We start from the raw sequence: 13,878 nt of genomic DNA on the forward strand, positions 1-13,878 counted from the left end.
CCTGTAGTCATGAGAGCTGCTGTTGCCGTCAGTCAAAACCCAGATAACCCCCTTGAAGGATTAGTCCTCCAAGAAATTAACGAACCTGAAGTACAACCAGGTTGGGCAAAAGTACGACTTGTTTCTGCTTCGTTGAACCCCCACGATGTGTGGACCCTCAAAGGTGTGGGGCATCCTGCAGATCGCATTCCAATGACCTTGGGGTGCGATGGTGCCGGATACACCCAAGACGGTAACCCTGTCATCATTTATCCAGTCATAGCTGATGCTGCACGAGGCATGGGCGATATGACTATGGACCCACAACGTTCGATTATCAGCGAACTGTATAACGGTACATTTGCCGAGTACATTGTTGTTCCAGAAGCAAATCTTGTTCCTAAACCCGAATGGCTCAGTTTCGATGAAGCAGCTGCCATGGGTATCGCCTGGGGTACGGCATATCGAATGCTTTTCACTCGAGCAAACTTGAAAGCCGGTGATCGAGTACTTGTTCAAGGAGCTTCCGGTGGAGTAGCAAGCGCCGCCATCGCCCTAGCTAAAGCAGCTGGCGCCACGGTGTACGTCACTGCTCGGGATGAGAGAAAGAGGCAGTTTGCTCTCGATCTGGGTGCAGACGCAGCTTTTGAATCTGGAGCTCGACTACCTGAACGAGTAGACATTGTTGTCGAGACAATAGGTGAAGCAACATGGTCTCATTCACTCAAGGCTCTTCGTCCAGGCGGAACCGTGGTGATCTGTGGTGCTACGAGTGGACCCAATGCCAATGCAGACCTCAATAGAGTTTTCTACCAACAGCTCAGCATCATTGGATCTACTACGTGCACACTGGCTGAGTTTTATAGTTGCCTCCGTGTGATGGAGGAGTCAGGGGCCCGACCTGTTATTGATCACACTGTGGATTTAGACCAAATCACCAATGGTTTTGAATCATTAATTGATGGACAAAACCTCGGAAAGATTGTTGTTCACATCAGTGAGGAGAAGTAAGACTTAAAGAACTTTCTTCACAACTGATGACTTGAGTTGCATTTGGCCAAAACCATCAACTTTGCAGTCGATGTCATGCCCGTCAGAAGCGCCAGGTACCAAGCGAATGTTTCGAACTTTGGTCCCCACCTTGATGTCCTGAGGGAAGCCTTTCACTTTGAGCCCCTTGATCACAGTGACAGTGTCACCATCAGATAGAACGTTTCCGACCGAATCTTTAATGATTGAAGAATCGTTGGCTATGTCTTCTTCAGGATTCCATTCGTGTGCACATTCTGGACAGACCAGCAGGGCGCCCATCTCATAGGTATATTCACTTGAGCAGTGGGGGCAGGGAGGCAGAGTTTCTGACATATCAATCCTTTGAACCTCGAAAACATATCACGTAGCCTGTTGATATGAAGATAGCCCTCGCCAACGACCACGCAGGACTCGAACTCAAGAATGAAATATCTTCCTGGCTAATTGGCCAAGGTCATGAAGTTGTTGATTTCGGAACGACAAACACCGATGCCGCAGACCTGCCGGATTATGTCTATCCAGCAGCCCAAGCCGTTTCTCGCGGTGAGGTTGATCGCGGAATCTTTGTTGACGGTGTTGGCTACGGTTCAGCAATGATTGCCAACAAATTACACGGAGTTTTCGCTGCGGTCTGTCAGGACTCTTTCTGTGCAGAACTTGCCCGCAGTCACTCAGATACAAATGTTTTGTGCATCGGCGGCAAAATAATAGGTTCCGCTTTAGCAATGGACATTGTGCGCGTCTGGATGACAACCGATTGGCTCGGAAATTCTGAAGAAAAATACGCACGTAGAGTCGCGAAAGTCATTGCTATCGACGAAGAGAACCTCAGATCATAAAACAGAAAATCCCCGCCTAGGCGAGGATTTCGTTGGTGGATCTGAGGGGACTCGAACCCCTGACCCCCTGCATGCCATGCAGGTGCGCTACCAGCTGCGCCACAGACCCGTAATTTCGCACAAGTGCGAAACAACTTGTTTAGATTACTACACCTCAGAATGCTGAGCGAATTCGAGAGGAATTGCTGGGCAGTCTTTCCACAGTCTTTCCAACCCGTAATACATGCGCTCTTCCTCGTGGAAGACATGGACTACTAGGTCACCGAAATCAAGCAAGATCCAACGTCCTTCAGTACGACCCTCCCGGCGAATAGTTTTCACGCCGGCTTCGATCATCTTGTCTTCAATTTCGTTCGAAATTGCGATGACGTTGCGCTCGTTGCGTCCTGTGACGAGAAGAAAAATATCTACAAGCGGCAGTGGCTCAGAAATATCGAGAGCGACAAGATCAAATCCACCTTTTTCGTCAGCAGCCTGAGCGGCGATCTGGAGAAGACGTTGAGCATTTTCAGTAGCAGCCAATTAGAACAGTCCTAAGAAATAACCGGCAACGAATAGAGCAACTACACCCACAGCCAAACCGGCAGCTGTGATGGAGAGAATGAATGGGAGGCGTTCGTTCATGCCTCGAGGGGTCGTCACAACGTTGTTTGAGATGTTGTATGCGGAGACTGCTGTTGCGGCGCTAACAGGCGCCATGCCCTGTGTAGGTGCAACTTCTTCATCGTCCTTGATGACATCAATTTCGGATGTATCGAGATTTTCAAGTGTTGCACCAACTTGTGAAACAGCAGATGGAATCAGGATGGAACCAGTGATGACGATTTCGCCGGTGGGATTGATCGGCGCAATTGAACCGGTGGTTTCTGGAAGTGTCGGGAGAATAAGTGCATTACTGATGACAGAGATAGAGCCAGTAGTTGCAGGGGTTGAGTTGGCTAGGTTTCCATATTCAATCGAAACTTCACCAGCCTCTACTACTGCTTCTGCTGCAGCTACTGCTTCAGCAATAGCGATGGCTGCTGTGGCTTCAGAAATAGTCTGTGGCTCAAACTCTTCTTCGTCATATTCGTCATCATCGATGGTGTCGAGTTCTTCAACTTCTTGAGGCTGTTCATGAGAAGTTGATTCAACTTCCTGCGATTGTTCTTCAGCGGCAGCACGTTCTTCAGCTTCAAGGCGTGCCTTTTCTGCGGCTTGCTCTGCCTCAACGCGGGCGGCCTCTTCTTGTTCTTGTCGGATTCGAAGAGCCTCTACTTCAGCAACACTGCGAGCTTGTGCTTCACGTTCCTGTGCGGTTTTTTCTTCTTCACGAGCTGCACGTTGATCAGCTTTGCGGGAAAGGATTTCAGCTGCCTCTTGCTTAAGCTGAGCAGCCTCAGCTTTGGCCTGTTGTGTAGCAGCTTGCTTTTCGGCTTTAGCAGCAAGTGCTTGAGCTTTCTTTTCCTTGCGAGCCAAGCGACGGACTTCACCCTTGGAAGGGCCTGCAGGAATGTCAGAGGTCTCAACGGTTACCAAGGAATCAAACCCAGTCGTGAGTATTTCACCGGTTTGATCTGAAACTTGAGCCAAGGTTTCTTCTACTGCAGAAAGTGAAACAGAAGAAAGGATGGGTGACACAGTCAGGGGCTCAATTGGCCCGGTTTCAGCAGCGGTTACAGGCACTGAAACTGGTGGAACTGACGATGTGGGTGGAGCAATGACTGGTTCAACAGCAGGCAGGTCTATTGGCTCACTAACAACGACTGTTGATTCTTCGTGAAAGCGCTCTGGTTCTGGAGACTCGTCATAATGAGCTGCAGCAGCTTCTGCTTGCGCCTGGGCCTTGGCTGCAGCGGCAGCTTCTGGAGTAATGATGGGCATTTGTCCAGTTGCTGCAATGTATTCAACTACCGCAGTGTCTGGATCAATTCCTCGAGCCTCAAGCTCACGACGAGCCTTGCGTGAAAGGTCACCAAACTCGTTCAGCACGATGTCTGGGATATCACCACTCACGCATTTCTCCGATACAACTGATGTTTGGCAACATAATCTGCAACTTTGCCTGGAACGAGTCCCTCGAGAGTTTCACCGTTCGCAATCCGCTCACGACACTGCGTGGACGAAATTGGCAAAGAATCTATTTCTAGCAAGTTTACGCTGGGTGAAAGCTTTGCGGGAACTTCTGGCGCGATTCCCATTCGAGAAACCACCACAATTGTGGCTAACTCCCCTAACTTCTCGAAATCTTTCCAGGAAGTTATTCCAGCAAATGCATCATCCCCCACGATGAAAAAGAGCTCGGAATCCGGATATTGCAAAGAAATATCGCGCAAGGTATCGACTGTGTACGTAGGTCCTTCGCGATCAATATCAACGGTACTGACCGAAAAATGATCGTAACCTTCAATGGCTAAACGAACCATCTCTTGGCGCTGTGCCGCTGACGTTTGTTCGTTTTTCTGCCAAGGATTTCCTGCAGGTACGAACAACACATGGTCTAGAAGTAGGCGCTCGAGAACAGCTTTCGCAACAGCAATATGGCCATTTTGCGGGGGATCAAAGGTTCCACCAAAAACGCCAAGTTTGGGGTAGTGACCGTGAACGGCCATGATTGCGTTACTTAGTGGTGCGCAGCGTGGTCGTTTGCGTCAGACCACTTCTGACGGTGACGTGCGGCAACGTCCTTGTAGCTGTAGGTAACCAATCCGAGGAAGGTAAAAAATCCTGCGGCAATGATTCCAAATGCAATTGCAGGAATCACCAGAGGGTGAGTTGCTTCGGTTTCAGCTGCAAGAATCAGTGCATCCATCATTACTCCACGTGGGTCTTGGTTTACGTATTCATTCTAGTGGCGGATTTGGCCAGATCCTCGGACCAACCACTTAGTTGAGGTCAGTTCCGGAAGACCCATTGGCCCGCGAGCATGAAGCTTCTGAGTAGAAATACCTATTTCTGCACCAAAACCAAATTCTCCACCGTCTGTAAACCGAGTAGACGCGTTCACCATCACAACAGCCGCATCAACTTCTGCCAAGAATTTTTCTGCATGGCGAACGTTGTTTGTCAGAATCGCTTCGGTGTGCTTAGTCGAATACTTTCTGATGTGTTCAATAGCCGAATCTAGATCTGGAACAACTACAACACTCATTTCTAACGCCATGTGTTCGGTTGCGTAATCTTCTTCAGTGGCGACTCCTAGTGAGGGATGAATCTGCCTTGCACGAGCATCACCTTTGAGAGTAACTCCTGCATTTTCAAGACGTGCAAGTACTTGTGGAAGTGCTTGTTCAGCTACTGTTTCCAGAACGATGAGTGTCTCGAGAGCATTACACACACTGGGGCGTTGAACTTTTGAATTGTGAACAATCTCAACCGCATTGTCAATGTCCGCACTCTCATCAATAACGAGATGCACAACCCCAGCACCGGTCTCTATGACCGGAACCTTAGATTCCGCAACGACTGCGTTGATGAGATTTGCAGAACCGCGAGGAATAAGGACATCCACATACCCGCGTGCTGCCATCAACTGAGTGGCACCCTCACGACCAAGTTCATCAATACCTTGAATGGCAAGGGCAGGGAGTCCAGCATCGTTAAGTGCTCGCTGAATGAGCGAAATTGTCACAGCGTTTGTGTTTTCGGCAGCACTTCCGCCACGCAGTACCGCGGCATTTCCACTTTTGATGCACAGCGCAGCAATATCAACAGTGACGTTTGGGCGCGCTTCATAGATAGCACCCACAACCCCAAAAGGAACCCGTACCTGACTGAGGTGAATACCGTTAGGCATGTCATTGCCTCTGACAACAACACCTACTGGATCAGGAAGGGCAATGACATCTCGAACAGCATTGGCAAGGGCAGTAAGACGTTCAGGTGTGAAGCGCAAACGGTCCAACAGGCCCTCTGACATATCAGCAGCTAGGCCTGCCTCGATATCCTTACCATTTGCTTCAAGAATGATCTGATGATTTGCGTCAATCACATCAGCAATTGTAGAAAGAGCGACATTCTTCTGGGCTGTTGAAAGGTTAGCCAGGGAACGTGAAGCCTGCTGTGCAGACTCTAGTTTTTCTAGGAGTTCTGGTGAGAGCGAAGAAGTAGCCATTTATCAATGCTACCCAAGCAACACTTATGAAGCTGCGTCGAACCAAGTACCTACGTTGTCACCACGAAGTGCTGCTGAAACAAGTGCTGCATTGGTTATCAACACTGATGTGCCGGACTGTGCGGCGAACTGAGCTGCAGCCGCTTTTGTTCCTGCACCGCCACTACCAACACCAGCTACACCGATTGACCCGAACTCAACGTGGTCGAGCAGATGCCCAAAGGGAACCAATTCGATGCGTTCTGCTCCGGGCTCGGTGGGTGGTTTGGTGTAAATACCGTCCACGTCAGAAAGCAACACAAGTACATCTGCGTGAACTAATTGTGCGACGAGAGCTGCCAAGTGGTCGTTATCTCCGAAACGAATTTCTTGAGTACCAACGGTGTCGTTCTCATTGACAATAGGCAACACTCGTAACTCAAGGAGTTTTTCCATAGCAAGAACTGCATTTGAACGCGTTGATTCATTCTCGAAATCACCTGACGTCAGCAAAACTTGGCCCGCGACAATCGAATAGTTATCCAGAAGTTCTTGATAACGAACCATCAGACGGCTTTGACCTACTGCAGCAGCTGCCTGCAGCGTGGGGAGGTCTGTGGGGCGAGAGGTGAGGTTGATGTAGGGATACCCGGTTGCCATGGCACCGGAGGAAACGAGAACTACTTCGGTTCCCCGACCGTGTGCTTCAGCTAGTGCGTCAACAAGTGTCTTGATCTGGTGAGCGTTTTCACCACTGATCGATGAAGACCCGACCTTCACCACAATTCTTCGTGCCGAAGGAATTTCTTGGCGACTACTAACGCTCATCTGCGATCTCTTCATCTACTTGCCATAAACCAGCATCACGTTCACGCACGAGTTCATCACGGGCTTCTTGCTTGGCATCCATGCGGTCGTAATACATTTCACGACGTTCTTTGTTGGTACGACGAGAATTCTGATTCAAGCGTTCATCAGTTCCTCGAGGACCGGTCATCAATTCTGCAGCCGAAGTCATGGTTGGCTCCCAGTCAAAGACGAGGCCGTTGCCTTCACCAATAATGACTGTTGAACCTGCAACCGCGCCCTTCTTGAACAATTCGTCTTCAACGCCAGCCTTGGCGAGACGATCAGCAAGATAACCCACTGCTTCTTCATTGTTGAAGTCAGTTTGTTCCACCCAGCGTTCAGGCTTGGCGCCGATAACTCGATAAATATTTCCGCCAGAACCACCTTCAACACGAATGATGAATCCTTGGTCATCCACAGCACGTGGACGCAGCATAATCACAGGTACAACTTCGTTCGCAATAGCTTCTTGACGACCTATCTCAACCAGTTCTGCCAGTGCAAAGGAGAGTTGACGTAGTCCTTCATGAGATACGGCTGAAATCTCAAATACTCGATAGCCACGTTCTTCCAAGAATGGACGAACCATGTCAGCCAAATCCTTGGCGTCAGGAACATCTACCTTGTTGAGCGCAATGAGTTGTGGACGCTCTAACAGAGGAATTTGGTCCGAAGGAACAGGATAGGCAGCCAGCTCAGCAAGAATGACATCAAGATCGGACAGTGGATCACGACCAGGTTCAAGCGTCGCGCAATCAATAACATGAAGCAAAGCAGTGCAGCGCTCAACATGTCGAAGGAACTCAAGGCCAAGGCCTTTACCTTCCGAGGCTCCCTCAATCAACCCTGGGACGTCTGCGATGGTGTAACGAACGTCGCCTGCTTGAACAACACCGAGGTTGGGGTGAAGCGTGGTGAATGGATAGTCGGCAATTTTGGGACGTGCTGCAGACAGTGCAGCAACAAGGGATGACTTACCTGCTGAGGGATAACCCACCAAGGCAACGTCAGCTAAGGTCTTGAGCTCGAGAAGTACGTCACCTTCGAAACCTTGAGTTCCCAGCAATGCAAAGCCAGGTGCCTTACGTTTCGTTGACGCCAGAGCAGCATTACCTAAACCACCCTGACCGGCAGGGGCAACGACTACGCGCATTCCAGGAACATTCATGTCAGCAATGACAGTGCCATCTGGATCCTTGACGACGGTTCCAACAGGAACTGAAAGCACCAGCTCTTCACCTTTGAAACCCTGACGGAAATCACCCATACCAGGGCCACCGTGTTGAGATTTGATGTGAGGAGATCGGTGGAAGCTCAGCAGCGTGGTGACCTGTGGATCACTAAAGAGAACAATGTCTCCCCCATCTCCACCATTTCCACCATCAGGACCCGCCAGCGGCTTGAATTTTTCTCGCTTAACAGACACACAGCCGTTACCGCCGTGACCGGCCTTGAGGTGCAGTGTGACGTTATCAACAAACGTTGCCATGTCTGCTCCTGTTCTGCCGCTGAAGTGGCTATCACTAGATGTAAATAAGAAAAGGCGAGCTAAAAGCTCGCCCTTCCTCTAAAGCTGTAAGTTCTGTTGTTAGACAGTCACAATGTTGACGACCTTGCGGCCACCCTTGTTACCGAACTCAACAGCACCTGCTGCAAGGGCGAAGAGAGTGTCATCGCCACCACGTCCGACGTTGACGCCGGGGTGGAAGTGAGTACCACGCTGACGAACAAGAATCTCGCCTGCAAGAACCTTCTGACCGCCGAAACGCTTTACGCCGAGACGCTGTGCGTTGGAGTCACGACCGTTGCGAGTGGAGCTCGCACCCTTTTTATGTGCCATCTGAGTTTCTCCTAGGCCTTACTTGATGCCGGTGATCTGAACGCGAGTGAGCTCCTGACGGTGGCCCTGACGCTTCTTGTAACCGGTCTTGTTCTTGTACTTCTGGATGATGATTTTGGGGCCGCGAAGGTCGTTGAGAACCGTAGCGGTTACCTTGACCTTTGCCAGCGATGCCTGGTCAGCGGTGATCTTGTCACCGTCAACGAGGAGAACTGCAGGAAGCTCGATGGTTCCAGCCTTGTCAGCCTTTACACGGTCCATTGTGACAATGGTGCCGACCTCTACCTTTTCCTGGCGACCGCCGGAGCGCACTACTGCGTAAACCACTTTGCTACCTAATTTCTTCAAGCTAATGAATTATTTCTGCGTTGATTTCCTGGGCAAACCGGACTATCCGCAGAAGATTGGGTGAATCGTTCTTTATTGAACGTGCACCAAGGTTCAAGAATAGCCATTTCTCGCACTCCGGTCAAACCAACAAGGCCGGCGTGTGAGCGGGATTACTCCCCCGTCGCCCTAGGCATCACTTTCCTGATGACCTGTTTCGTCACCAGTTGAGATATTTGCTGTTGATACTCGACGTGAACGACCGCGTCCTTGCCCTGCAGCTTTAGGCTCAGGCAGGGCTTCAAGTACGTTTTCGAGAATTACTTCGGCATGTTCTACCGAAACTCTGTTCTTTCGTCCACGACCTGACGTGACCACAGGGATATCGAGAATTTCGACGACTTCATCACCATGTTCTTCGTGATCTTCTGCGGAGTGTCCCAGCGTGCTTGCTGCAATCTGGGCTAGTGCGTTCTTGGCGCCTTCTGGAATGGGGTGTGCTACTACCGCAGGCACTGCCTTATCGCCACGACCCTTGTTTCGACGGCGTGGTTCTGCAGCGTTTGACTCACCATTGTTGCCAGGACGGGTAACGGGTTCGTGATGAACGATTACACCACGACCAGCACACACCTGGCATGCCTCAGAGAACGTTTCAAGCAGGCCTAGACCCAGCTTCTTACGAGTCATCTGAACCAAACCTAAAGATGTAACTTCTGCAACCTGGTGCTTTGTTCTGTCGCGTGAGAGGCACTCGATCAAACGGCGGTGAACAAGATCACGGTTGGATTCAAGCACCATATCGATGAAGTCGACAACGATGATTCCACCGATATCGCGCAAACGAAGCTGGCGAACAATCTCTTCAGCAGCCTCAAGGTTGTTTTTCGTCACGGTTTCTTCGAGGTTTCCGCCTGAACCAACAAACTTGCCGGTGTTCACATCTACAACGGTCATCGCTTCCGTGCGGTCAATCACCAAGGAACCACCTGAGGGCAGCCAAACCTTGCGGTCTAGGGCTTTCTCGATTTGCTCAGTAATACGGAACTCATCGAAAGCATCTCGATCCCCTTCATAGGCCGAAACACGTTCGAGAAGTTCCGGCGCTACCTGGTTGAGATAGCTTTCGATGGTTCCCTTAGCAATATCGCCTTGGATGATCATGCGGTGGAAGTCTTCATTGAAGACATCACGCACGATCTTGATGAGCAAGTCTGATTCGCTGTGCAAGATTGCAGGTGCGTTATCTGTTTCTGCCTTGCGTGAAATTTCTTCCCATTGCTGGGTTAAACGTTGAACGTCAACAGTGAGCTGTTCTTCGGTTGCACCCTCGGCAGCGGTGCGGACGATAACACCGACATTTTCAGGAAGAACTTCCTTGAGAATCCGCTTGAGGCGAGTTCGTTCAGTGTCAGGCAGCTTACGACTAATGCCGTTCATTGAACCGTTAGGAACATAAACGAGGTAACGACCAGGCAGTGAGACTTGAGAAGTCAGTCGTGCACCCTTTTGTCCTACAGGATCTTTAGTTACTTGAACAAGTACCTTGTCGCCTGGTTTGAGCGCATTTTCAATCTTGCGAGGTTGGTTACCGGTCTCGACAGAATCCCAATCAACTTCGCCAGAATACAAAACTGCGTTACGACCACGACCAATGTCTACGAATGCGGCTTCCATCGAGGGAAGAACATTTTGAACCTTGCCGAGGTACACATTGCCAATCAGGCTTGCCTCAGATGCACGTGCCACGTAGTGTTCAACTAAGACGTTGTCTTCAAGAACACCGATTTGGACTCGATCTTCCTTCTCGCGCACAATCATGGCACGATCAACAGCCTCACGACGTGCAAGGAATTCGCTCTCAGTTACGACAGTGCGACGACGTCCAGCATCTCGACCATCACGGCGACGCTGCTTTTTCGCTTCGAGACGAGTTGAACCCTTGATGCGCTGAGGTTCAGTGATTTGCTCAGGAACCCGAGGAGTACGAATCCGAACAACAGTGTTTCCAGACTCATCCTGGATTTCACGGTTCTCGCCCTGACGCTGGCGGACACGACGACGAAGGTTCCCACCTTCGCTACCCTCTTCTTCAACCTGTCCAAATGCGCCGCGATCTTGGCGGTTATTACGGTTAGGTCGACGGTCTTCTAGACGTTCGCGACCATCACGAGTGGGAATTCGGTTCTCAGAACCTGGGAGATTTGGAGCGAAGAAGAACAGATCAGTAACTTCTTTGGCTTCCAAATTTGGATATTCGACAGCTGCAACTTCTGGAGTAGCTTCGATAGCTGCTTCCACAACTGCTTCTGCAAGAACTTCAGCCGCAACTTCGATAACGGCAGCTTCGGCTTCTGCTTCTTCAACAATGTCTGTAGCAAGGTGTTCTGCTTCCGCGACAATCGCTTCAGCAACAACTGTGGCTTCCGCAACGATCTCTTCAGCTACTTCTACAGATTCAGAAACAACCTCTGTAACAAACTCTTCAACGACGTTGTCATCGTTTTCAGTGTTATTCACCATCAGTGGTGTACTCCCCGTTACCCCCTGCGTCACCGCGTCACGGGGATGTAACTATTCTCGTATTCCACAATTTCGAAAAATTATGGTTATAAATCTTTTTCTGGCTTTCCACTTTTTCCGGCTTGTAGCTCTGGAGAAGTGGCGGGCGATCGCGGTGATCTCCCTTACGCATAACCGTTGTTATGCAAAGTCTTGTTTGTCACGTCGCGCGAGGCCTCTGCCTTCGCACTAATAACAGTATGTCAGGTTTCTGGTGCCTGTGTGGTTCCTGAGCGTAATACTTTTACTCTGCATCCATAATGAGAGAGTGAGCATGACTTCCTCTGAGACAAAACGCCCCACGGGCTTCTCAATTTTCTTAATTGTCGCTGGCTTTGTTGGCTTAACCGCCGCATTCGCTCTAACACTCGAAAAGATTCACAAGCTACTGCACCCCGAAGAAGCTGCCTCCTGCGATTACAGCGTCATTGTGCAGTGTGGAAAGAACTTAGCTTCCTGGCAGGGTTCACTGCTCGGCTTCCCTAACCCCATTATTGGCTTGATGGCCTGGTCCGTGGTGATCACTATTGGCGTAGGCCTACTCGCCGGAGCCCGCTATGCCAATTGGTTTTGGCGCGGCCTCAACTTCGGCGCTGCTGTTGCTCTCGCCTTTGTCATTTGGCTTTTTAGTCAGTCAGTTTTCGTTTTGGGAACCCTCTGCCCCTGGTGCATGGTGACTTGGTCAGCAACGATTCCCCTGTTCTGGGTCGTTACGTTCTGGTCTATGAAAAACGGTATCTGGGGCTCACGTGCCGTCAAACTTGGAACGACATTGTTGAGCTGGGTAGCCATCATCGTCTTGGTGAGCTACCTCGTTGAAGCAGTAATCGCACAATTCGTTCTCAATTGGGTCGGTACGCTGTAACAATGTCTGCTTCGGATACAACTCCTGTTTCCGACAAACTCAACCCGCAACACAAGGTCATCCTTGGTGTGTTGATGGTGTCGACGTTTGTCGTCTTTCTCAATGAAACGGCACTGGGTGTAGCGCTGCCACAAATCATGAAGCAGCTCAATATTCAACCAAGCACCGGCCAGTGGCTAAACACTGCCTACATGCTGACCATGGCTGTCATCATCCCCACTACGGGCTTCCTACTTCAGCGCTTCAGCACAAAGCCGATGTACATCGCTGCGATGACATTCTTCACGTCAGGTACTCTCGTTGCTGCACTGTCGCAAGATTTCTTCCTGCTGTTAATCGGACGCATTCTGCAAGCCAGTGGAACAGCAATCATGATGCCTCTACTGATGACTACTGTGATGGTTTTGGTTCCAGAACACATGCGTGGACGCATCAACGGAAACATTTCTTTAGTTCTCTCAGCCGCACCAGCACTCGGCCCAGCATTTTCTGGCCTCGTGTTGAGCGTTTTAGATTGGCGATGGCTGTTCTGGATCATGCTTCCTATCGGAATCACCACTCTGATTATTGGAACCATTCGGATTTCAAACAGCCAAGAACCTCGCAAAATCCCCATTGATGTTCTCTCGGTTATTCTCAGTGCGTTTGCTTTCTCTGGACTGATCTACGGACTGAGCTCTTTTGCTGACGCAGCCCGCGGTGTGGCCACACTTTCTCCCTGGATTCCACTGGGTATTGGTGTTGTGATCTTCGCGCTGTTCCTCAACCGTCAATCACGTTTACAAAAAACAAATTCAGCACTTCTTGATTTGCGCACCTTTCGTTCACGTTCTTTCACTGAAGCAATGGGCATCATGACGATTGGCATGCTGATTTTGTTTGGTGCTGGAATTTTGATTCCTATCTATATGCAAAATGTGTTGGGTGTTGCACCTCTGACTACAGGACTCATGATGCTGCCCGGTGGTCTAGCTATGGGACTTCTTGGACCCTTCGTTGGTCGCATGTATGACAGAGTGGGGCCACAGAAACTCCTCATTCCCGGAGCGATTGCCGTTTCTGCTTCCTTCTGGAGCATGACGACCTTCGGAACGACAACATCTATTTGGTTTGTCTTTGGAAGTTATTCGTTACTGAGCGTGGGATTGGCTTTCCTGTTCACTCCCCTATTTGCTCTCTCCCTGAGTTCTGTCCCTCCACAGCTCTACAGCTATGCAAGTGCGACCATTGGCACCCTGCAACAGCTCGCCGGCGCTGCAGGAACAGCTGTGTTTGTGACAGTAATGACCATCATTTCTGCAGGATTGCGTGATGGTGGTGATACAACTGTTGAGGCGTTAGCAGGAGGTATGCGTGCAGCATTCTTGATTGGTGCGATTGCCTCACTAGGACTCATCGCCATTGCAAGTATTCTCAAGCGACCTGCGAACACGGAAGAGATGGCGAAAGAACTCCAGCACTAGAACTGTTCATTAAGCAGATGAGCCCCCACGTATGTGAGGGCTCACCTGCT

Annotated in this window: 15 protein-coding genes and 1 tRNA gene; 4 read left to right on the forward strand and 12 right to left on the reverse strand. The window is 50.2% G+C overall.

Annotated elements, in window-relative coordinates:
• Window positions 1–9: 9 nt before the first annotated feature.
• Entirely contained in the window at window positions 10–990 is a 981-nt protein-coding gene (locus M2120_RS02160; protein ID WP_280797084.1) for a zinc-binding dehydrogenase, read from the forward strand.
• 3 nt (window positions 991–993) lie between these two features.
• Here the strand turns inward: M2120_RS02160 and M2120_RS02165 are convergent, their stop codons facing one another.
• Window positions 994–1,344, reverse strand: a complete 351-nt coding sequence (locus M2120_RS02165) for a zinc ribbon domain-containing protein YjdM (protein ID WP_280797085.1) — start codon at window positions 1,342–1,344, stop codon at window positions 994–996.
• Between the two features lie 44 nt (window positions 1,345–1,388).
• Between M2120_RS02165 and M2120_RS02170 the strand changes: the two genes are divergently transcribed.
• Window positions 1,389–1,850: an RpiB/LacA/LacB family sugar-phosphate isomerase gene (locus M2120_RS02170; RefSeq protein WP_280797086.1), complete on the forward strand. Its 462-nt coding sequence runs from the start codon at window positions 1,389–1,391 to the stop codon at window positions 1,848–1,850.
• Window positions 1,851–1,883: 33 nt separating this feature from the next.
• Here M2120_RS02170 and M2120_RS02175 read toward each other — a convergent pair.
• The 11 genes from M2120_RS02175 to M2120_RS02225 form a co-directional block, all read right to left on the reverse strand.
• A tRNA-Ala gene (locus M2120_RS02175) sits at window positions 1,884–1,959 on the reverse strand.
• A 38-nt stretch (window positions 1,960–1,997) separates the two neighbouring features.
• Complete coding sequence (rsfS, locus tag M2120_RS02180) at window positions 1,998–2,372, reverse strand: ribosome silencing factor (protein WP_280797087.1); 375 nt, start codon at window positions 2,370–2,372, stop codon at window positions 1,998–2,000.
• On the reverse strand, window positions 2,373–3,845 hold the full coding sequence (locus tag M2120_RS02185; protein ID WP_280797088.1) for a cell envelope integrity protein TolA: 1,473 nt from the start codon (window positions 3,843–3,845) through the stop codon (window positions 2,373–2,375). It abuts the gene before it with no gap.
• Window positions 3,842–4,441: a nicotinate-nucleotide adenylyltransferase gene (gene nadD, locus M2120_RS02190; protein ID WP_280797089.1), complete on the reverse strand. Its 600-nt coding sequence runs from the start codon at window positions 4,439–4,441 to the stop codon at window positions 3,842–3,844. The genes M2120_RS02185 and nadD overlap by 4 nt, the downstream gene beginning before the upstream one ends.
• Window positions 4,442–4,452: 11 nt before the next feature.
• Window positions 4,453–4,644, reverse strand: coding sequence for a hypothetical protein (locus tag M2120_RS02195; protein ID WP_280797090.1), 192 nt, complete (start codon window positions 4,642–4,644; stop codon window positions 4,453–4,455).
• Window positions 4,645–4,677: 33 nt separating this feature from the next.
• Entirely contained in the window at window positions 4,678–5,943 is a 1,266-nt protein-coding gene (locus M2120_RS02200; protein WP_280797091.1) for a glutamate-5-semialdehyde dehydrogenase, read from the reverse strand.
• 24 nt (window positions 5,944–5,967) lie between these two features.
• Complete coding sequence (gene proB, locus M2120_RS02205) at window positions 5,968–6,750, reverse strand: glutamate 5-kinase (RefSeq protein WP_280797092.1); 783 nt, start codon at window positions 6,748–6,750, stop codon at window positions 5,968–5,970.
• A complete protein-coding gene (obgE, locus tag M2120_RS02210) occupies window positions 6,740–8,260 on the reverse strand; it encodes a GTPase ObgE (RefSeq protein WP_280797093.1) in 1,521 nt (506 codons plus the stop codon). Before obgE ends, proB begins: the two co-directional genes overlap by 11 nt.
• 99 nt (window positions 8,261–8,359) lie before the next feature.
• Window positions 8,360–8,611: a 50S ribosomal protein L27 gene (gene rpmA, locus M2120_RS02215; protein WP_280797094.1), complete on the reverse strand. Its 252-nt coding sequence runs from the start codon at window positions 8,609–8,611 to the stop codon at window positions 8,360–8,362.
• 18 nt (window positions 8,612–8,629) lie between these two features.
• The gene (gene rplU, locus M2120_RS02220) at window positions 8,630–8,938 is read right to left on the reverse strand and encodes a 50S ribosomal protein L21 (protein ID WP_280797095.1); all 309 of its coding nucleotides are present in this window, start codon (window positions 8,936–8,938) and stop codon (window positions 8,630–8,632) included.
• A gap of 189 nt (window positions 8,939–9,127) precedes the next feature.
• The gene (locus tag M2120_RS02225; RefSeq protein WP_280797096.1) at window positions 9,128–11,461 is read right to left on the reverse strand and encodes an Rne/Rng family ribonuclease; all 2,334 of its coding nucleotides are present in this window, start codon (window positions 11,459–11,461) and stop codon (window positions 9,128–9,130) included.
• Between the two features lie 313 nt (window positions 11,462–11,774).
• Here M2120_RS02225 and M2120_RS02230 point away from each other — a divergent pair, with 313 nt between their 5' ends.
• Both M2120_RS02230 and M2120_RS02235 read left to right on the forward strand, forming a co-directional pair.
• Window positions 11,775–12,365, forward strand: coding sequence for a vitamin K epoxide reductase family protein (locus tag M2120_RS02230; protein WP_280797097.1), 591 nt, complete (start codon window positions 11,775–11,777; stop codon window positions 12,363–12,365).
• 2 nt (window positions 12,366–12,367) lie between these two features.
• Entirely contained in the window at window positions 12,368–13,828 is a 1,461-nt protein-coding gene (locus M2120_RS02235; protein WP_280797098.1) for a DHA2 family efflux MFS transporter permease subunit, read from the forward strand.
• Window positions 13,829–13,878 lie beyond the last annotated feature (50 nt).

The sequence above is a fragment of the Aurantimicrobium minutum genome (genome assembly GCF_029893825.1).
Lineage (GTDB): Bacteria > Actinomycetota > Actinomycetes > Actinomycetales > Microbacteriaceae > Aurantimicrobium > Aurantimicrobium minutum_C.

What these genes read in the sequence shown, in the direction of transcription:
- M2120_RS02160 (WP_280797084.1), top strand. Translation starts at nt 10, where the DNA reads ATGAGAGCTGCTGTTGCCGTCAGTCAAAACCCAGATAACCCCCTTGAA.
- M2120_RS02165 (WP_280797085.1), bottom strand. Translation starts at nt 1,344, where the DNA reads ATGTCAGAAACTCTGCCTCCCTGCCCCCACTGCTCAAGTGAATATACC.
- M2120_RS02170 (WP_280797086.1), top strand. Translation starts at nt 1,389, where the DNA reads ATGAAGATAGCCCTCGCCAACGACCACGCAGGACTCGAACTCAAGAAT.
- nadD (WP_280797089.1), bottom strand. Translation starts at nt 4,441, where the DNA reads ATGGCCGTTCACGGTCACTACCCCAAACTTGGCGTTTTTGGTGGAACC.
- M2120_RS02195 (WP_280797090.1), bottom strand. Translation starts at nt 4,644, where the DNA reads ATGATGGATGCACTGATTCTTGCAGCTGAAACCGAAGCAACTCACCCT.
- M2120_RS02200 (WP_280797091.1), bottom strand. Translation starts at nt 5,943, where the DNA reads ATGGCTACTTCTTCGCTCTCACCAGAACTCCTAGAAAAACTAGAGTCT.
- proB (WP_280797092.1), bottom strand. Translation starts at nt 6,750, where the DNA reads ATGAGCGTTAGTAGTCGCCAAGAAATTCCTTCGGCACGAAGAATTGTG.
- obgE (WP_280797093.1), bottom strand. Translation starts at nt 8,260, where the DNA reads ATGGCAACGTTTGTTGATAACGTCACACTGCACCTCAAGGCCGGTCAC.
- rpmA (WP_280797094.1), bottom strand. Translation starts at nt 8,611, where the DNA reads ATGGCACATAAAAAGGGTGCGAGCTCCACTCGCAACGGTCGTGACTCC.
- M2120_RS02225 (WP_280797096.1), bottom strand. Translation starts at nt 11,461, where the DNA reads ATGGTGAATAACACTGAAAACGATGACAACGTCGTTGAAGAGTTTGTT.
- M2120_RS02230 (WP_280797097.1), top strand. Translation starts at nt 11,775, where the DNA reads ATGACTTCCTCTGAGACAAAACGCCCCACGGGCTTCTCAATTTTCTTA.
- M2120_RS02235 (WP_280797098.1), top strand. Translation starts at nt 12,368, where the DNA reads ATGTCTGCTTCGGATACAACTCCTGTTTCCGACAAACTCAACCCGCAA.